The organism is uncultured Pelagimonas sp. (genome assembly GCF_947498515.1).
Classification (GTDB): Bacteria; Pseudomonadota; Alphaproteobacteria; order Rhodobacterales; family Rhodobacteraceae; genus Pelagimonas.
Genome location: NZ_CANMKO010000016.1, coordinates 35,147 through 53,548, shown reverse-complemented (window position 1 = coordinate 53,548; position 18,402 = coordinate 35,147). Strand labels below are relative to the sequence as shown.

Below are 18,402 nucleotides of genomic sequence, written 5' to 3'. Positions count from 1 at the left end.
GTTTCCTGTTCCAACCGGGAGCCTGCCCCCAACCCATTTGAACGGTTATGACCGTCTAATTAATTTTGTTCACTCATCTCGCCTTCGCGAAAGCTCTGAGCATATCCCATCCCAAGAAAAAACGCGAAAAACGCAGCCAGCCCGGGCATTTGCAAGCTAAAATCAAAGGCTGCATGCATTGCTGCAGTTACCACACAAGCAAAAGAAAACGCCAGCACCGCACGGGATCTTACACGCCCCCTTAGGCCGAGCCAAATCTGATAGACGACCAGCCCCAGCGCGATATAAAACGCCCCCGCTGCAACCATACCTAATTCAAATATGTTTTCGAGATACGAATTGTGGGCCATATCCCACTCGCCGGTTGCGGCCTCAAGCGGAACATAAGATCGAAACGCGTCCTCAAACGCCCCCAATCCATGCCCCAAAAGCGGGCGATCCATGATCCCTTGGACGACCATAGGATAGATCGCAAACCGTGCGTCTTCGCCCGACGTGGTAAGCACGCGATCCAGAAAACCACCACCAGCGGTGGCCCCAATAGCCAAAACGCCAACAAGAGCCAAAAACGCCAGACCGAGCCATGACCGCGCTCCATCACCAATCCGGTAGATCGCCACGAAACTGAGCAAGCCAATTAAACCTGCGGCTCCGCCGGCACGCGACTGCGTCATCATCAATGCGCCTGCACATACCAGCATGCCAAAGGCCCAGATCCAGCCGCCACTAAAAAAGCCCTCTAGGAAATTGCGCAAGGCCGCTTTCGCCGTTCCGCCGGAGCGGCGCTGCTGCATCGAATAGGCCGCCAAATTCGCCAATAGGCCAAAAGCGGCAAACGTCGCATAGCTGTTGCGATTGACAAAACTCGCGGAAAGCTCGCGGGCTTGATCGCCCAAAATCACATTGTTGCCGGTCATCCAAGCATACATGCCAAACAGCGCCAAGAGCGTGGAAAACAGTGCAAACAACTTCAAGAATAAATGCGCGGTGACGCGATCGGCCGTGGCCCGCAGTGCGATCCAAAAAATAAGGGCATAACAAGCCAGCCGCAAAACACCATGTGTCGCCGCACTCGGGTCTGCCGACACGGTTCCGGTTTCAGACGGGACCGTCGCCCAAACAGGGTGTGACCATTCCGCTGGAAGCCCGGTCCAAGCCTGTAGCATCGCCCAAATAAGGGTCATCAAAAGCAAAAGACCCGGAAGCCAAAGCCGATTAAAAGGAATCGGTCGCGCCTTAGTGGCATCAATAAGGAGCTGCACACTTAAAAGCAGTACCACAGCCAATGCCATAAGCGTCCAAACGACCGGTCTGTTGCCACCAAAGGCCAAGACCGACAGAGCCATTACCAGAAAAACAAGCCAAACAACCGTTTTTTGAGATAAATTCAATAGCTTTTCGAGTATTTGCCCCATTCATACGGGCCTTTTTAGAAACATGTTCTTTCCTTGTGGTGAGCAAGTTGGTATTTGTAAACTAGCTTACATAAAATTCATGCCTATTTGAGGTTATCATGACCCGTAAAATATTTGCAGCTGCGATCGCCGCAGCACTGATCGCATTTTCGACCCCCAGCGCTCAGGCGCTGACCCCTGAAGAGGTGTCGGCCGCCCTCATCATTCGTATCTCTGAAGCAGAAGCCGGCATTGCCGACACTCAGGATGATATTGCAGATGCCGCGACCGCGTCCGAGGCCGCGATTTTGCAACGCTTGCTGCGTCTCCAGAATGGGCGCCTGCGTCAGATGACTGTATTCCTTCGCTTGATCGACCGGTTCCCGGAATCGCGCTTGCTGGCCCTCGTAGAGTATTTTGATCTGCCCGTCAGCCGCAGCTAAGAGTTGGTGCCGTTTCAGAACGGCGCCCTCCCATTCCGTTCTAGTAAGGCGCGGTCGCGATCCAGCGATCGCGTTTCTTTTTCTGTGGGTTTGATCGTCAGTTCAGGCGTATCCCACGCATAAAGCACATCCGCCAAATCCAGCCGCCGCCCCGCCAATTGTTGGTGGAACGGAGCCAATTCCCAAGAATGTGCTAACGCCACTCGGGCCTCATCTGTTTCATTCAGAAGCGTATGTGCCCACGCCAACGACGTCCAAACATGCGCATCCCCCGGAGCCAAAGCCAAACTGCGTTCGAAATAGGACACCGCCTGCGTTGCCCGCTCGAGCGCCGTTTCCATAGAGGCCAGACCAAGATCATCGCCCCCCTCGCCGGTCGAGAGCACAAGATCAGCCCGCAAATAGCTTGTTCCAATCTGAAAGAGATAAGCCGGACGGTCATACATCGGGGCGCTAAATCTGAGCTGAGAAACGCCAAAGACGTTATCTTCGCGCAATGTCGCGTTAAAAGCGGGGCTTCCTGCTAATATGGCCAATAGCATATAGCCAGAAATACCAAACAGCCCAAGCAATGAGGCTGTGGTCAAATAACGTGTCATTCGTGTCAATCTCTTATTTATACGGAAAAACTGGTACCATATTTCTGTCGTCAGGTCGCGTATAATCGTCCTAATCACCACCTGAAGAGAGCCCAATAAACGCTCTTGCAACACCATGTCGTTGCAAAAATATAAGTCAATCTGGATTGACAAAAATCATCGACCTAAAAACCAAATATAGTTATAAATCAGGACGATAGAGCAAACCACTCCCAAAAAGGCCAATGGATATGCCTCCACCTGTTTTGGATGCGAATGGCACCGCCGTTCCTGTCTCCTTGATCTCTTTGCTCAGTCAAACGGATCGCCGTGACCTATTGCGCGACCGTGGCATTCCCAAGAGCTGGGTAGATGGCCATTTTCACGCCGTGGATATGCGCGGCACCCCTTTGGAAGATGCTCGGAGCCTGATCAACGCAGAGCAGTACCAAGCCAATTGCGGTCATCTTCCCGGCTCTACTGCTATTGGCTGTTCTTTGTCCCACCGCAATGTCGCCCAAAAGCTTGCCCAATCCTCAGATGACTTGATGCTGGTCCTTGAGGATGACCTTGTTCCTGCAACTCCTGACGTCCTCTCTCATCTGGAAAACATCGCGGCCCGGTTACACCCATTTGCTGCCGCTGGTGGGTCATTTGTCGCCCATCTCGGCATCGATGACGCCTATACTTTCACCACAACCCGTCGACGAGTTGTCAGCCGCAGTAACCGTCCTCAGTCCACCGGGCCCCAACTATTTCAATGCTTGGACGTGCCGCCTTGGCAGTATTTGGCCCACGCCTATTTCATTTCTAAAGCCGCAGCAGAGCAAATGACCGTGTTGAACACCCCACTGACAGTCATGTGTGATTGGTGGCACCAACGACAGAAGCTCGGGCATTTTGACCATTTCTTCTATTGTGATCCGATATTGTTCACCCAAGATCCAACCTTGGACAGCAGTCTACAACAAGACAGGCTGATCTTTGAGGCCGCTGGAGGGGGCAACAAACAGGCAGATCACCCGCCACGACACCGCAGAACTCTCTCTCAGAGAGTCATCGCCTCGGCTGCCTTTCGGGCACGGATGCTCCCGCAGCAAATGAAACGAACTGTGCCATTTATCATCCCGTAGGGCCCCAAATCGGGGCCCAGGATACCCAAGATAGCCTTATGGCACAAAGACCTGAGACGGTCCGACATCGCTTGCGCCAACATAAGCCGAAGGCCCAGGAACAAAGGCCGTGAGAGCCAAAACGGCGTCGCGCAGGCTTGGTGCGATATAGAGAATGTCATTGTCCAACATGCGGAAGGCCTTGGCGATAAACAGGGAATCCGGCTTGGTCATATCAAACCGGAAAATTGTCGGGACCGTTCTACTGTCATATTTCCCGCCAAACACACCGGTGAATTCCGAAACATCCGCCCCAATTTTTTGCAGCAGGCTAACCGGCATTTCGCGATAAACATACACACCTTTGCGGCTTGCCGTACGTCCAGCCAACCCGCCGGCATTCCCAAGCACGTCGGTCAAAGTGGCATCAGGCAGGTTTACGATCATGGTGCTGTTGGATGACGCGCCAGCCCCTAAAACAACAATTCTGTCTTCAGGGGTCTCAAGCTCCAAAACGTCACCGGGCTTTACAAAGACATTCATATTGTCGTTGCGCAGCACCGCGTCCAAGGAGGTCGTGCGGGTATCGCCCTGGCGGCTCAGAGACACCCGCAAGTTTTCAGAACGCTCATCGGGACCACCGGCACTGTTGACCATATCCAAAAGGCGCAGATTGGTTTCATCTATGGAATATTTACCTGCGCTTCCAACCTTGCCAACCACCGCAACTTTGGCGCTGCGCCGATCCGCAATCGAAACAATGGCCGACGGATCAACCAACACATTGGACAAGCGCGCAGTCAGCCCATTCTCAATCTGTGACGTGCTACGTCCAACCACGCGCACACGACCCAAAGGTGGGACGCGGATCATGCCATCAGCACCCACTTCTTGCGGGGCAAGCTCTGTCTGCGAGATCGGCGCGATCGAGGCGCTGGTAAAATCGACAAAGCCAGAATCCGACGTGCTTACAATAGCCACCGAAATTATATCACCACGGCCCACCAAGATCGGGGCAGGGCCACCGCGCGGGTAAAACGCTCGTTTTTCACGCTCAATCAACGCGCTACTCAAGGATACGGCCATGTCTCGGTCTGCTTCCACCAAAACATAGGGGCTGTCTTCAGCCGTCGCATCTTGCGTTGCGCTTGCGTCGACCACGCTCTTTGTGCCCGACTGAATTGACATCACATCCGGGCCTGCACCGCCGCAACCGACAAGCCCTAATACCGCAGACAACACTAAAATTGAGACCCGCTGCATCAAATCCGTCCCTAAAAAATTCAATATACTCTTACTAAACAAGCCCCCTTGTTGGGCAAGTTTTGTTTCTCATGGTTAAACAGTTAATAGAAACTGTGACCTTAGACCCTCAATCCTCCCATGCGCTCTTATGCGCAAAATAGATCAACCGCCGCTTTAGATTATGCTGTGACCCCATGCACTGCCTGCCCAATGTGCCTATCGTCAGAAACGTCAACGGTATAATTTTAACATAAGACGCATTACCAGCCCTTTGATTGTGGCCGCAACGCAAAACGGTCACCGTCTTTCAAATGATTTGGGTAGATCATGAAATTAACTTTAAAAACAGAAACTTATATGCCAACCTTCAGAAACCCCATGAACATGCCATCAATGCCGCCCCTCAAGGAGCCCCCCCATGCGCGGAGCAATCGCCAATAGTACCAATCTGCAAGGTGCTAAAATTGCACTTCTTTGCGGATCAGAGATCATTACCTATTTACGGGACAATAAGCCGGAAATCCCCAATCCGGGTCAGTGGGACTTGCCCGGCGGCGTTCGAGAGCCCGATGAAACATCTCAGACCTGTGCGCTTCGGGAAACCCAAGAGGAATTTGGCCTCGAAATTGACCCTGATCATCTGATCTATGAAACCAGCTATTGGGCCCCTGCCGCCGGAGGTCTTGCGCGGCGCGAAGTGGCCTTCTTTGTCGCTGACATCGACGATGAAACCGTGCAGCACATTGTTTTTGGAGACGAAGGCCAATACTGGCGCATGATGCCAATCCCCCAATTCCTCGCCCATCCTCACGCAGTGCCGGAATTACAGGACTGTGTTGCGGCCTATCTAAAGCACAAGAACACCCCAGTCGGCGTTACTTGATCCGCAATGTCTCAAGACCTTGATCCAAGAACCAATCATAGGTTTCCTTGATCCCCTCTTCGAGATCAATCGAGGCCCGCCACCCCATATCAGCCAGTCGCGACACATCCATAAGCTTTTTCATAGTCCCATCCGGCTTGGACGGGTCGGTTGTGATTTCGCCTTTAAAACCTGTCACCTGCGCGATCATCTGTGCCAATTCCAGAATGGTCACATCGCGACCAGACCCCACATTGATATGGCTCAGCATCGGTTCAGTATTGGCGATATAAGTGGGCTTATCAAGATCAAAGACAAAGAGCGACGCCGCGGACATGTCATCCACGTGCAGGAACTCACGCATCGGTTTGCCGCTGCCCCAAATCTGCACCTCATCCAGCCCATCCTGAGCTGCGTCATGGAACCGACGGATAAGTGCGGGCAACACATGGGAGTTCTCGGGATGAAAGTTGTCGCCAGGCCCATACAGGTTGGTCGGCATAACAGATCGATAATCGGTGCCATATTGGCGGTTATAGCTCTCACAAAGCTTGATCCCGGCGATCTTGGCAATCGCATAAGGTTCGTTGGTGGGCTCTAGTGTCCCTGTCAAAAGCGCGTCCTCGCGCATCGGCTGGGGCACGGCTTTGGGGTAGATACAGGAAGATCCCAACTGCAACAGGCGCTGCACACCGGCATCAAAGGCCTGATGGATGACATTGCATTCAATCATCAGGTTTTCATAGATAAACTGAGCCGGATAGGTGTTGTTGGCCATGATCCCACCAACCTTGGCCGCCGCCAAAATCACCGCATCAGGCTTTTCGCTCTGAAAGAAATCGCGCACAGCGGCCTGATCCTTAAGATCCAGGTCCGATGATGTGCGGGTCACTATTTCGAGGCCTTGGCCAGCCTCTTGTCGGGCCTGTAGCCGTTTGAGAATACTCCCGCCCACCATGCCGCGATGGCCGGCGACATACACCTTTTGCATGGTCTGCCCCTTAGCTATTTTCGAGTGACACGGGTACGTCCATGCCATGTGCCTTGAGCAAGGCATGGCGTTTGGCTGCGACCAGATCATCACGGACCATTTCCGTACACATCTCTTGGGCGGTAATTTCAGGCACCCAACCAAGACGTTCCTTGGCTTTGGTCGGATCCCCCAGCAGAGTTTCGACCTCGGCCGGGCGGAAATAACGCGGGTCGATGCGTAAAATCACATCACCCACTTTGAGCGCCGGCGCATCGTCACCGCGAATGGCGGCCACGACGGCGATCTCATCGGTACCAGTACCCCTGAATTCCAGCTCAATGCCCAATTCACGCGCCGACCAAAGGATAAATTCACGCACGCTGTATTGCACACCGGTGGCAATGACAAAATCATCAGGCTGGTCTTGTTGCAGCATCATCCACTGCATGCGCACATAGTCTTTGGCATGGCCCCAATCGCGCAGCGCATCAATGTTGCCCATATATAGGCAATCTTCGAGCCCTTGGGCGATATTGGCCAACCCGCGTGTGATTTTGCGGGTCACAAATGTTTCGCCCCGGCGGGGGGACTCGTGGTTAAACAGGATGCCGTTGCAAGCATACATGCCATAAGCTTCGCGGTAGTTTACTGTGATCCAATAGGCGTACATCTTTGCCACCGCATAGGGGCTGCGTGGGTGGAATGGCGTGGTTTCGCGCTGCGGCGTTTCCTGAACCAGACCATAAAGCTCGGAGGTCGAGGCTTGATAAAATCGGGTCTTTTGCTCAAGCCCCAAGAAGCGGATTGCTTCGAGCAGTCGCAAAGTGCCCATGGCATCAACATCAGCGGTGTATTCAGGGGCTTCAAAGCTGACGGCGACGTGGGATTGCGCGCCAAGGTTATAAACCTCATCGGGCTCGACCTCGCGGATGATACGCGTCAGGTTAGATGTATCGGTCAGATCACCATAATGAAGTTTGAAGCGGGCCTGATCGGTATGAGGGTCCTCATAGATGTGATCCACGCGCTGGGTGTTAAACGAAGATGCCCGGCGTTTGATACCGTGTACCTCATACCCTTTTTCCAAAAGAAATTCGGCGAGATAAGATCCGTCTTGCCCGGTAATACCGGTAATTAATGCGCGTTTGGTCATCGAAGTCTCAAAAAAATTGTTGGATTTTGGAAAGGTTTTTGCAAACAAGCGTACCGATCCCTCCTACACCATTCCTCCGAATGGCGCGATAGTCTTCCCGGCTTTTCTGGGCGATTTTGGCCAGCGATTTATTGCTTTCTCCGCCAACCCGCATTTTGACGAAAACATCGGGCACATATGAGAGGTTAATCTGTCCCTTTACCAAGTAACGCAGCATCGCATCATAATCAGCCGCGATACGAAAAGACGTATCATACACGCCCCAACGATCCAAAACATGTCGCCGCAGATAGAGTGTGGGATGAGGGGGCATCCAGCCATAGCGCAACCGGGCGGGGCTATAGGCCCCTGAGCGCCACTTTCGGATGATGCGGGTGGGATCCTCAGCACCGACATAGTCAAGATCCCCATAAACCCCATCAATGGCAGGATCAGACATCACATCACTAACTTTGGACAATATCTCTGAGCTCGCAAACATATCGTCTGAATGCATAAGCCCGACAATGTCACCTGTTGTTCTCGCCAGGCCTTTGTTGATCCCGTCATATATACCGTGATCAGGAGCGCTCTGGAGGGAAACAGAAGGGCCGGATATTTGCCGAATGGTATCCAAAGTTCCATCCGTAGACCCGCCATCCTGAATGATGTGTTCGACAGAGGGGTGGCTTTGATCTGCAACACTGGAAATTGCCTGCGCAATGGTATCAGCACGATTGAATACTGCTGTAACGACCGAAATCTTTAGCAAAAAACTATCTCCGCAAAAAACAGATGAATGGGACTCGGGTGACATCTTCAACGTGAAGACACAAGGGAAAGAGCATAAGTCTGATGGGTTTCAGAAAGCACATTGTGGCTGTTGGTTTAAGACTAGGCATCAACGCAGGTGATAAATCACAGATCACGAAGAACGGTGGGACGTTCAGAATGGGGTGTTAGATATGTGTTAGTTATAGTGTTACGGGCTTTTTGAACGGCGTTTATCTTTTGTTTTTCAACGCATTACGGTCATGGCCCGTGTGTAAAGTGGTGATTCCGTGTGGGTAAAGTGGTGATTCCCTGTGGGTAAAGTGGTGATTCCCTGTGGGTAAAGTGGTGATTCGAGAATCGCTTTAAAAACAACGAGTCACAGGACTTGTTTGCCTTGAAATACAGCTCCCCCCTTTTGCCGACCCATGTGTGAAGTGTCGTTGCACCCGTGTGTGAAATGTCGTTTTCGGCTTGGCGTGTGTGAAATGTCGTTATAAGCTGCCCCGTGTGTGAAGTGTCGAAGGGACGAGCGCCATGACCGCCGATTATCCACTGCTACCCGACCGTCATCCGCAGGGTGATTTCTTTGTCTGTGATATTCTAGATGCGGCCCCAAAGGGCGATTTGGGATCAATGGAACATCCGATCTTTTCGCTGTCCACCAAGCCAGACACACGCCCGCGCCGCTATGAACACAATGGCGTCACAGTGGAAATCAAACCATCGGTTGATGGCTTGGCCACAGTGCATGACCGCGATATTTTGATTTACTGCATCTCCAGCCTCATCAAAGGCATGAATGACGGTAAGGAGCCCCAGCAGGTGATCCGCTTTCAGGCCTCTGACCTGCTAAAGGCCACCAACCGCATGACCACAGGACGTGGGTATAGCTTGCTCAAGGCGGCGATGGAGCGGCTGGCGGGCACCCGGATTTCAACCAATATCAGCACAGGCGGCCAAGAAATCTTTGAAACCTTTGGTCTGATTGAGCGGGCCAAGATTGTGCGCGAAAGCCGCGAAGGCCGCATGCAAGAGGTTGAGGTCAAGTTGTCGGACTGGGTCTTTAATGCGATCCGTGCCCAAGAGGTTCTGACGCTGAGCCGAGAGTATTTTCGGCTGCGCAAGCCGTTGGAGCGGCGGATTTATGAATTGGCGCGCAAGCATTGTGGACGGCAAAAAGATTGGCGGATTTCCATGGCTGTGCTGCAAAAGAAATGTGGCTCGGGGTCAACCCTACGGGAGTTCCGACGGTTGGTTTCGGCCATTGCAAAAGAAGACGCAGAATATAGTCATATGCCCGATTACCGGATCGAGATTGACGAAGTGCGCGACCATATGGTTGTCAGATCCCGCGGCACCGTCGGACGCGACATTGCCGAGCACGTCAATATCCCGTCGCTTGACCCGGATGTATATGAAATGGCACGTCAGGCGGCCCCAGGCTGGGATGTGCGCATGATTGAGACGGAGTGGCGCAGCTGGGCCACGGCTATTCCACGCAATCCGGAAATGGCGTTTTTGGGGTTCTGTCGAAAGTGGTTTGAGCGTCGCGGAAACCCGTGACGTCAATTATAGTATTTGCCGCCATATTTGGCATAAGCCCCATATGACGTGCCATACCCCATGCGGTTCAAGCGTCGGCTATCGATATTATTGAGAACAAGACCTTGGACACGCTGGCCAAAATGCGTCAGCAAACGTAGCCCGTCGGTGACCTCTTGGCGTGTCGAGGCATTCCATTTCACCACGTATAGGCACGTATCTGCGTATTGCATGATGATCCGGGAATCCGGCACGATGAGAACCGGCGGGGTATCAATGATGACACAGTCATATTTATCGCGCATCATCTGAACCAAATCCTGGAATTTGTTTGAGGAAAACAAATCCGCAGCGTTGATTTTGTTTCGGTCCAATGTGGCGGAGCGCAAGATATCACAGGCAATTAATGGGGAATGTTCGACAACATCATCCAACGGGCGTTCGCCGGTCAACACGTCCATAAACCCAGAACTGTCGTCTTCTTTTCCGAAATACTGGGAGAAAATCTGACGTCGAATGTCGCCTTCGACCAGCAATGTCTTTTTGCCCATTCGGCCAAAATTATGCGCCAGAGCCATGGCAACGGTGGTCTTGCCCTCTCCGGGCAGAGCGGACGTCAGAGCAATGACTTTAGGTTCGCTATCAACGTTACTCAACAAAATGGAGGTGCGCAGGTTTCGAATGGCTTCTGAGACCTCTGAGGCGGGGTTTTCAACCAAATACTGGAGTGTTTCGATCCGACGGCGCGCCCGGATGCGGGGGATGGCCCCCATAACGGTGGTCTTGGTAAACCCTTCTAGAGATTGCGCCGTGACAAAGGTTCTTTTCAGGAAAACACGTGCAGTGATTAGCGCGATCCCCGCCAAGACCCCCAAAATTCCCCACATCGAGATGATCAATCCCTTGTCCGGGGCTGCGGGGATTTTGGGCACTACGGCCTCGGATAAAATCCGCGCATCTGCTTGCTGGATACCCTGCTGTGCGGCGGTCTCCTTCAGACGGGTTAGAAAATGCTCATAGAGCAAACGGCTGGCTTCGGCCTCTCGGGCGAGCTGTTCGATATGGATCAGGTCCTGGCTTTGCTGCGCGACCTGTTCGGCCTGTTTTGTATAGGCCGCCCGCAGAGTGACAATTCGGGCCTGAAGGTTGCGCAATTCGGTCTGGGCCCGCGTTTTCGTGGCTTCAAACCGGGCGTCAAAGGTTGATTTGATTGTCGGGCTGCTGATCCGTGGCAAAAGCTGGGACAATCTTGGATCTTCGGAAAGATCGGCCTTTTCCTTCGGGGTCTGGGCGCTTTCTAATGTTGTGATCCGCGTTTGTGCCACGTCGATGGCGACCTCAAGGGATGTAATTCTTTCGCGCAAATCTTTGAGCTGCTGCTCTTGAGCAACCAAGCTTTCGGCATTCACAATCTCGGCCCGGGCGCGGAATGTCTTGAGCTCGGCCTCGGCGTTTTCAAGGGAATCTTGCAATTCACCTACTCGGCCAGTGAGCCAGTTGGTTGCCCGCTCCGTTGCCTCGAACTTTACCTCGATTTGGTTGAGAATATAGAGATCAGCCAAAGTGTTGGCGATCAAAGTCGCCTTTTGAGGGTCGGTACTGGTCAAGCTGATATTGAAGACAAGGGTTGATGGGATATTGCGGATACGTACAGCGTCGCGCAGTTCAGAAACCGCATCGGCCCGGACCACAGCGGGTTCCGGAGTGGCGCGTTCCAGAACTGATAGGCCCAAGGTGGAGCGAATTTTATTTGTGATCTGCCGCCTGGTACCGGTTTCGCGCAAGTAGCGATTGAATTCTGGATCATCGAGCAAGTTGAGTTTGTCGACCACTTTGCCAAGCAAGCGGCGACTGCGCAGCACTTCAACTTCAGAATTGATGGCGGCGCTATCGGCCGAAGCGAGACCGCTGACAACGCTATCGAGATTGACCACCTGTTCCTCGCGCGATTCAATCATGATTTTTGCGGTCGAGCTATAGGTGGGCACGATCATGTTCGAAGTATAATACCAAGCACCGATAATGGCGGTAAGCGTGATCAGAGCAATCTGCCATTTCCCAGACCAAAGATGATTCAGCAGGGCCGCAAAATTCATTGAATAACCGTTTTGCGATGCGGATTGCGTTGCAAAATCCGGCATCGTGACGTCAGGGCGATTATCGACGGGCATCATGGCTTTGTTTCTTTCATCGCGTCAGGACCGGCCAGTTCCGTGTGCCATCCAAAAGAAGCACGACGTGACAAAGGACGTGACAGGGGATGTGTTGCCAGCACGGCGGTTTTGTTCTGCGCGGGGTCAATGGGTTGGTACTCAAGGCGCTTTTTCAATCGAGCCGATAAACCCGACCCTGAAGCGAGCCGTAACATGGCCTTTGTGATTACAGCAAGACCTGTGTGCCGTTGCGCCAGTATTGGCCAGCGTACGCTGCCTTCAGAAAGTTCACATGTTTCAAAATCATGGTCTTAGGCAAACGGGGCCTTGGCCCCTTTTCTGTTCGGCACCCTTGAGGAGAGCGATATGGGACTTGTTAATTTGAATAACACGGCGCAAGTCGCTGATTATAGCGGTAATGGAACGGCGGGCCGGCGGGCGCGTTTCTTTCAAGCTAACAGCGATATTCTGGCCCCTATTTATGCGGACCCGAATTTAACGGTGACAATGGCGCAACCTATTGTTGCCGATGAGCATGGCCAATTCGAACTGAGCTATCTGATCGATGGGGCCTATCGGGTTGTCATTACGGATTCTGGCAATGACGTTTTGCATGACGTTCCCGATATCGAAGTTTCGGCGGAGGCCGAGCAGGGGTACCGCCGCGTGTTCTTGTCTATGTCGCATCTTCTGGAAGACAGCTCGCTATCTTATTCCGAACAAACCGGCCAGCGGCGGATTAGGCCAGGGGCTGTCCTGCGGGTCCTTCAGGAAAATACCGATTTCCGTGTCGTTGATGCAGAAGACGCAGATTACCATACCGAGACGGCCGGGGGCGTTCGCCTGAAGGTTTCTGGTAGCATCTGGCATGCCTCTGCCTTTGGGGTGGTGGCCGATAGTGACCCAACCGGGACTTCCGGCACGGATAACGGCCAGTCGTTCACTCGGATGGCCGAGGCGCTGTCCACCTATGACGGTGCCGTCGAAGTTGTCTTTCCTCGCGGGACACTGCGTAGCTCTGCCACTTTCAACATCGAAAGCGATGTGGTGAAGGATGTGCAAATTCGGGGCGATGGCACGCATATTGTCTTTACGCACCCGACCCCGGCAACAAATCGGCGCTATCTATCGGTACGCAACACGGCGACCAGCGGTAAACGGTGTGTCATTGACGGGATCACCCTTGATTTGAACCGCAACCCGGTTCGGACGGGCGGGTCGGATATGTTGTCGATCGGAGGGTTCTCGGATGTAGATATTTTCAACACCGTTATCCCGTCGGCAGACAACATGGCGATCTCAGTGGATCGCGCATTGGTGACCAAGGCCAGCTCGGTTCACATCAAGGACAATCGCATTGGTGGCAAACCACCGGTCTCTGGGGGAACGCATAATTACGGCTCGATTGGGGATACCGGAATCTGGGTGCTGCATGCGGGTGCTGGGACGGTGATCACCGGAAACGTGGTCCATGGCACAGGGGATGATGGCATTGCGGTGGCCGAAACCGCTGTTTCGCCGGCATTTGCGCCTGCGATTATCTCAGACAACATTGTGCGCAATTGCCAGGGCACGGCCTACAAAAGCAGCGCAGCCTTCTCGATTTTGGCCGATAACTTTGCCGAAAATCTTGTGAACGACATGTACCGCATTATTGATCTTGGGATTGATGGCGGGTCGACCATGCCGATGGGCTTCCAGATTACCGGTGGGTACGGCAAGAATATTGGCACCGCGGATGCTGCCAGTCTTGGCGTCTCGACCATGCTGGCCAGTGTGCACGGATGCGGTGTTCATCTGCAAAACGCCGTCGGGAAAGGCTCTATTTCGGGGTTGCACCTTGTGAATACCTCCGAAGAAGCCCTGAAGATTTCCACCACCCAACGCGGCATGGATGGGCTGGAGCTCCAAGGGTGTATTTTGGACAATATCGGCCAGACAGGCAGTGCAGTGATACGCCGCGAAGGGGCCAGCGCCCCCCACGCGGCGACCAATATCTCTGTCACCAACAACACCATTCGCAATACACAGGCCCGTTTGTTGGCTTGGGAATGCAACCTGAATTCAGGCAATGAGGGTCAGCTGACTTGGCAGAATAACCACATTCTTGAGTGTAATTTCTCTGGCAACAGTGAGATTTTTACGTTCACCGGTAGCCAGACCCCGCGCCTACAGGGGATCAAGATTGCAGGAGACCATTGGCGGGGGGTCACCAGCCCGAGTTCGGCTCTGATTGACCTTCATAATGCCGATCCGAGTGAGTTTGCCTTCTGGGTGCATGACAATTGCAAGCTAACTGCATTGCCGCTTGGCGGGGTGCGGATGCGCAACAACCAAAACCCCGGGCTTGTTGGGATTGGTCCGGAATGCCGTATCCGGCGCAGCGCCCGTAAAACCATCCCTGGTTCGCGTGAGATGACAGACAATGTTTTGCTGACCCTCGATCCGTCCAAGGGCTGGGAAATCGAGGCCAAGGGCATTCGAAATTCGGCCAACTCGTATAATAGCGTCTATTACAAGGCGACGTGGGATCCACTGTTTGGCCGGGTCTTACATGAAAGCAGCCTTGGCGGTGGGCCGGGTGCGGATTGCAGCGTTGAATTGATCGAGGTGACCCCGGCAAATGCCTCAGATCAGCCTTTCTCCGGAACCGAGGTGTTGCAATTGCGCGGGACTTCGACGGGCTGGACCAGCGGCGGATCTCCCTTTGATCCAATGATTGCGTTCCAAGTGTCTTGGCGTGAAATTGATGACAATGCGCACCCTGCCAAGATCACCTAATAAAGGTCCGAAAAAAGAGTGAGACCTCAGAAAACCGCCCCAAGGGGCGGTTTTTTTCTGGTCTGGGTGGTAGACCTTGCAAGGCCCGAGACATTGGGGCATGGACAAGGCTAAAGACCGTCCGGTCTGGTTATGATTTTGGCGTTTTCAGACTAATTTTGCGATCCATTTAGGAATTCTTCCAATGAAAATTGGTATTTTGACTTTTCACAACACGCCAAACTTCGGAGCAACGCTGCAATGTTATGCTCTGGTACAATATCTTCAGAGCCAAGGGCATTCGGTTGAGGTTATCAATTATATGCCGCCCAAGGCGCTTCGCCGGTATTTCCGGTCGCAATTTTTGGGGCGTCGGAGATCTTTACGGAACCTAGGGAAATTCCAGAAGTTCCGCCAATTTGTACACGACAAAATTCCGCTGAGCGGCGGCCCGATGTTTCGCCCAAGCGCCCTAAAGGCGTTGGATGATGGGCGGTATGACGTGGTCTTTACTGGCTCGGACGAAGTCTGGAAAGTGGATCAAATCCGCCCTCTGGATGGCAGCTTTTATTTTGACTTCTTGTCACCCTCAAAAACCCGGCTGTGCTCATTTGCGGCCAGCGCCTCGACGGTGACCGATCTGCGCGCTTATCCCCAGACCAAAGGATGGCTGGCTCGGTTCCATGAAATAGCCGTGCGTGACCCCCATACCGGGGATGCGGTCAAAGACCTGACCGGCATAGAGCCAGACCTTGTTTGCGACCCGACCTTTTTGTGGAATTTTTCCGCCGAAACGCATCCGCAGGTACATCAGGGGGGCAAATATCTGGCGCTTTATGGTTGGCCCAACGCAGCGGACAGCGCCAAAATACGGGCCTATGCCGATCGCCATGGGTTGCAGGTGGTGGGGGTTGGGGCCCGCAATCCGATTTGTGACGTGGAATATATCGATATCGGCCCGACTGAATGGTTGGGGCTGATGCGCCATTCCAGCACGGTGGTGACCGACTTTTTCCATGGCATCATTTTTGCACTGCTCTTTAACCGGCCTTTATATGCGTATGTTGACGCCAAAAAGCGCATGAAGTTGGAACGGATTATGGAGCTGGCCGGGCTCAGCCATTTGCTCCATGACACGCCGGGCGAGATTGATACCTACAGTCTTGATGATCTGTCTTATGCGCCAGAACAGCTTGTTGGGATGGAGCCGATGATTGAGAGCTCCAAAGCGTTTCTGCAGCGCAACGCCCCGGCCACAGCCCCCGTCATTGATGAGGTCTTATCAGGGGATCAGCCATGAGCCAGAACCCAGTCAAAGCCCGGCTTCGCCGGGTCAAGGCCTTGGTCCATATTGCACAGGATCATTTTTACGACGCCCGTCGCTATTTCGTGCATTCTCAATCGGGCCGACATGATTTGACGCCGGCGCAGCTGCAGGGGCGGCTCTTGCAAAAGGCCCATTCCATCGAAAAAGGCCTGTCGATGCCACAACGGCGCGATTTCTTTGGCGAACCTGCCTTGCGTCAACTGGAGCAGTTGATCGACATGTACGAAAGGCAGGGCCTGCCCGAGGATCACATTTCTATCCGCAAGGCGCGTGGCGCGATCCGGGCTTATTTCGAGGCACATGCCGGGCTCGAAATTCCTGCGAAAATCAAGCGGTTTGAAGTGCTGTCCAGCGCAAAAGACACCCCAGAGGCGGCTGAAATCGGGACTGTGACCCTGACACGTGCGGCCCAAAATGCCGCCGCCAAAGGGGATCTCGAAAGTGTCATGCGCTCGCGGCGGAGCAGCCGCGTTTTTGCCCCCGGCGCTGTCAATCCAGAGGCGATCGCCAAGGCGATTGAACTGGCTGGCACCACGCCTTCGGTCTGCAACCGGCAAAGCAACCGCGTCTATGTGGTGCGTGACGCCAAGCGCAAAGCCGAGATGCTCAAGCTTCAGGGGGGCAGCCGCGGATTTGGCGAGGATATCGATACGTTGCTGGTGGTGGCGGCCGATTTGAGCAATTTTCGCGATTCCCGCGAACGCAATCAGGGGTTTGTCGATGGTGGTATGTTTGCCATGTCGCTGTTGCTGGCCCTGCATCAACAAGGTTTAGCCACCTGCCCGCTCAATTGGTCAGCCGGGCGCAAGCAGAACCAAAAGCTCCTTGAGCTGCTCGGGCTGCCGCCAACGGATTTGATTATCATGATGATCGGCACCGGTCAGATGCCTGAGAGCTTCAAGGTGGCGGCCTCCCCCCGGCGGGGGTTGGATGATTTGATGATCGAGCTCGCTCCGTGACAGCAAAGCGCGCCATTATCCTGACCGGACATTTCCCGGTCCAGAAGCGGCGAGGCAGCATTCTGTGGCTGAGTGACAATCTGCGCGCGGATGGCTGGCAGGTGACACTGGTTACGGTTGGTTACAGCTGGCTATCGCGGTGGCGCGGGGACAGGCGGTTTTTGTCGTTAGATGAGCGCCCCAAACCGGGGGTGACCCGGCATGATGACACCCTGACATCGGTTTTTGCCTATAGCCCGTTACATCCGTTCAGCCTGCGCAAACCCTTGCTTGATTGGCTGGCACGGCCCTTGCACGCCAGTTTCGAACTCTTTTGGAGCCGGCATTTGCCCGCCCATGTCAAAGATGCCGATTTGATCATCATCGAAAGCGGCCCCCCGGTGATGTTGGCTAAAATTGCGCGCCAAGCAGCCCCAAAGGCGGCCTTGGTCTACCGGGTCAATGATGATGTGCGGGTGCTTGGCCTGCCAAAATTCATATCTCAGGCCGAGCTGCGCTTTGCGCCGCTCTTTGATCGAATTAGCGTCGCCAGTCCGCATTTGGCGCAACGGTTTCGTGGCTATGAGACCGTTCAGATGGATCCCATGGGGGTGTCCAAGGCGCTGCTTGATCAAAATCTGGCGGATCCTTTTGCGGGGCAACCCCGTGCGCGGCGCGAAGCCGTTTGTGCCGGAACAACGCAATTTGACTATGAGGCTATGGCGTTGATGGCGCGGCTGCGCCCGGATTGGCGGTTTCACATCTTTGGTCGATTGCCCGCGCTCTCGGACGTGCCGGCCAACCTTGTGCTACATGGCGAGACGCCTTTTGCGACCACTGCGGCGTGGGTCAAATACGCTGATATCGGCTTGGCCCCCTATCTGGACAAGCCCGGAGTTGAATATCAAACAGCCCATTCCAACCGGATGCTGATGTACCGTTATTTTGGCCTGCCAATGATTGGGCCCAAACGGCTTTGTGATCCGAAATTGCCCCGTTTGCTTGGCTATGAACCGGGGTCACAAGACAGCATGGCCGAGGCTTTGGAACAGCTAGAGGATATGCGCCCCGGAGCCCCCGACCCTTCCGTCAATGACTGGTCGGTGTTATATCAACGCATTGCTGAGACCCCGAAACCGGTGCAAGCCTAAGCTGTCGATTACGCAAGG

The 18,402-nt window shown here is 53.8% G+C and carries 15 protein-coding genes; 8 read left to right on the top strand and 7 right to left on the bottom strand.

What is annotated here, in order from left to right; translation table 11 throughout:
- Nucleotides 1-59: 59 nt before the first annotated feature.
- Nucleotides 60-1,184: an O-antigen ligase family protein gene (locus Q1A43_RS21620; protein ID WP_299938838.1), complete on the bottom strand. Its 1,125-nt coding sequence runs from the start codon at nucleotides 1,182-1,184 to the stop codon at nucleotides 60-62.
- Nucleotides 1,185-1,513: 329 nt separating this feature from the next.
- Here Q1A43_RS21620 and Q1A43_RS21615 point away from each other — a divergent pair, with 329 nt between their 5' ends.
- Nucleotides 1,514-1,837 carry a hypothetical protein gene (locus Q1A43_RS21615; RefSeq protein ID WP_299938835.1) on the top strand — a complete coding sequence of 108 codons (324 nt, stop codon included), beginning with the start codon at nucleotides 1,514-1,516 and terminating at the stop codon, nucleotides 1,835-1,837.
- Between the two features lie 14 nt (nucleotides 1,838-1,851).
- On the opposite strand, the gene Q1A43_RS21610 is transcribed toward Q1A43_RS21615, so the two are convergent.
- Nucleotides 1,852-2,436, bottom strand: coding sequence for a tetratricopeptide repeat protein (locus Q1A43_RS21610; RefSeq protein ID WP_299938833.1), 585 nt, complete (start codon nucleotides 2,434-2,436; stop codon nucleotides 1,852-1,854).
- A gap of 230 nt (nucleotides 2,437-2,666) precedes the next feature.
- Between Q1A43_RS21610 and Q1A43_RS21605 the strand changes: the two genes are divergently transcribed.
- The gene (locus tag Q1A43_RS21605; protein ID WP_299938831.1) at nucleotides 2,667-3,548 is read left to right on the top strand and encodes a glycosyltransferase family 25 protein; all 882 of its coding nucleotides are present in this window, start codon (nucleotides 2,667-2,669) and stop codon (nucleotides 3,546-3,548) included.
- Between the two features lie 36 nt (nucleotides 3,549-3,584).
- Here the strand turns inward: Q1A43_RS21605 and Q1A43_RS21600 are convergent, their stop codons facing one another.
- Complete coding sequence (locus Q1A43_RS21600) at nucleotides 3,585-4,766, bottom strand: polysaccharide biosynthesis/export family protein (protein WP_299938828.1); 1,182 nt, start codon at nucleotides 4,764-4,766, stop codon at nucleotides 3,585-3,587.
- A 424-nt stretch (nucleotides 4,767-5,190) separates the two neighbouring features.
- Here Q1A43_RS21600 and Q1A43_RS21595 point away from each other — a divergent pair, with 424 nt between their 5' ends.
- On the top strand, nucleotides 5,191-5,655 hold the full coding sequence (locus Q1A43_RS21595; protein ID WP_299938825.1) for an NUDIX hydrolase: 465 nt from the start codon (nucleotides 5,191-5,193) through the stop codon (nucleotides 5,653-5,655).
- Here Q1A43_RS21595 and Q1A43_RS21590 read toward each other — a convergent pair.
- From Q1A43_RS21590 to Q1A43_RS21580, 3 genes are read right to left on the bottom strand one after another with little or no spacing between them, the layout of a single operon-like run.
- Nucleotides 5,648-6,625 (bottom strand): GDP-L-fucose synthase, encoded by a 978-nt coding sequence (locus Q1A43_RS21590; protein WP_299938822.1) that lies wholly within the window; start codon nucleotides 6,623-6,625, stop codon nucleotides 5,648-5,650. The two genes, Q1A43_RS21595 and Q1A43_RS21590, sit on opposite strands and share 8 nt — an antisense overlap.
- Nucleotides 6,626-6,635: 10 nt before the next feature.
- A complete protein-coding gene (gene gmd, locus Q1A43_RS21585; protein WP_299938819.1) occupies nucleotides 6,636-7,760 on the bottom strand; it encodes a GDP-mannose 4,6-dehydratase in 1,125 nt (374 codons plus the stop codon).
- Between the two features lie 7 nt (nucleotides 7,761-7,767).
- A complete protein-coding gene (locus tag Q1A43_RS21580; RefSeq protein ID WP_299938859.1) occupies nucleotides 7,768-8,556 on the bottom strand; it encodes a glycosyltransferase family 2 protein in 789 nt (262 codons plus the stop codon).
- 491 nt (nucleotides 8,557-9,047) lie between these two features.
- Between Q1A43_RS21580 and Q1A43_RS21575 the strand changes: the two genes are divergently transcribed.
- On the top strand, nucleotides 9,048-10,076 hold the full coding sequence (locus Q1A43_RS21575) for a replication initiator protein A (protein ID WP_299938817.1): 1,029 nt from the start codon (nucleotides 9,048-9,050) through the stop codon (nucleotides 10,074-10,076).
- A gap of 2 nt (nucleotides 10,077-10,078) precedes the next feature.
- Here Q1A43_RS21575 and Q1A43_RS21570 read toward each other — a convergent pair whose 3' ends face one another.
- Nucleotides 10,079-12,229, bottom strand: coding sequence for a polysaccharide biosynthesis tyrosine autokinase (locus tag Q1A43_RS21570; protein WP_299938814.1), 2,151 nt, complete (start codon nucleotides 12,227-12,229; stop codon nucleotides 10,079-10,081).
- A 345-nt stretch (nucleotides 12,230-12,574) separates the two neighbouring features.
- Here Q1A43_RS21570 and Q1A43_RS21565 point away from each other — a divergent pair, with 345 nt between their 5' ends.
- From Q1A43_RS21565 to Q1A43_RS21550, 4 genes are all read left to right on the top strand, one after another.
- Complete coding sequence (locus Q1A43_RS21565; RefSeq protein WP_299938811.1) at nucleotides 12,575-14,989, top strand: hypothetical protein; 2,415 nt, start codon at nucleotides 12,575-12,577, stop codon at nucleotides 14,987-14,989.
- Between the two features lie 184 nt (nucleotides 14,990-15,173).
- Complete coding sequence (locus tag Q1A43_RS21560; protein WP_299938808.1) at nucleotides 15,174-16,268, top strand: polysaccharide pyruvyl transferase family protein; 1,095 nt, start codon at nucleotides 15,174-15,176, stop codon at nucleotides 16,266-16,268.
- Nucleotides 16,265-17,254 carry a nitroreductase family protein gene (locus tag Q1A43_RS21555; RefSeq protein ID WP_299938806.1) on the top strand — a complete coding sequence of 330 codons (990 nt, stop codon included), beginning with the start codon at nucleotides 16,265-16,267 and terminating at the stop codon, nucleotides 17,252-17,254. The genes Q1A43_RS21560 and Q1A43_RS21555 overlap by 4 nt, the downstream gene beginning before the upstream one ends.
- On the top strand, nucleotides 17,251-18,384 hold the full coding sequence (locus tag Q1A43_RS21550) for a hypothetical protein (RefSeq protein ID WP_299938804.1): 1,134 nt from the start codon (nucleotides 17,251-17,253) through the stop codon (nucleotides 18,382-18,384). The genes Q1A43_RS21555 and Q1A43_RS21550 overlap by 4 nt, the downstream gene beginning before the upstream one ends.
- Nucleotides 18,385-18,402 lie beyond the last annotated feature (18 nt).

Bases quoted from the DNA above. Each gene is read 5' to 3' on its own strand.
- Q1A43_RS21620 (WP_299938838.1), bottom strand. From the start codon at position 1,184: ATGACCCTTATTTGGGCGATGCTACAGGCTTGGACCGGGCTTCCAGCG.
- Q1A43_RS21615 (WP_299938835.1), top strand. From the start codon at position 1,514: ATGACCCGTAAAATATTTGCAGCTGCGATCGCCGCAGCACTGATCGCA.
- Q1A43_RS21610 (WP_299938833.1), bottom strand. From the start codon at position 2,436: ATGACACGTTATTTGACCACAGCCTCATTGCTTGGGCTGTTTGGTATT.
- Q1A43_RS21605 (WP_299938831.1), top strand. From the start codon at position 2,667: ATGCCTCCACCTGTTTTGGATGCGAATGGCACCGCCGTTCCTGTCTCC.
- Q1A43_RS21595 (WP_299938825.1), top strand. From the start codon at position 5,191: ATGCGCGGAGCAATCGCCAATAGTACCAATCTGCAAGGTGCTAAAATT.
- Q1A43_RS21590 (WP_299938822.1), bottom strand. From the start codon at position 6,625: ATGCAAAAGGTGTATGTCGCCGGCCATCGCGGCATGGTGGGCGGGAGT.
- gmd (WP_299938819.1), bottom strand. From the start codon at position 7,760: ATGACCAAACGCGCATTAATTACCGGTATTACCGGGCAAGACGGATCT.
- Q1A43_RS21580 (WP_299938859.1), bottom strand. From the start codon at position 8,556: ATGTCACCCGAGTCCCATTCATCTGTTTTTTGCGGAGATAGTTTTTTG.
- Q1A43_RS21575 (WP_299938817.1), top strand. From the start codon at position 9,048: ATGACCGCCGATTATCCACTGCTACCCGACCGTCATCCGCAGGGTGAT.
- Q1A43_RS21570 (WP_299938814.1), bottom strand. From the start codon at position 12,229: ATGATGCCCGTCGATAATCGCCCTGACGTCACGATGCCGGATTTTGCA.
- Q1A43_RS21565 (WP_299938811.1), top strand. From the start codon at position 12,575: ATGGGACTTGTTAATTTGAATAACACGGCGCAAGTCGCTGATTATAGC.
- Q1A43_RS21560 (WP_299938808.1), top strand. From the start codon at position 15,174: ATGAAAATTGGTATTTTGACTTTTCACAACACGCCAAACTTCGGAGCA.
- Q1A43_RS21555 (WP_299938806.1), top strand. From the start codon at position 16,265: ATGAGCCAGAACCCAGTCAAAGCCCGGCTTCGCCGGGTCAAGGCCTTG.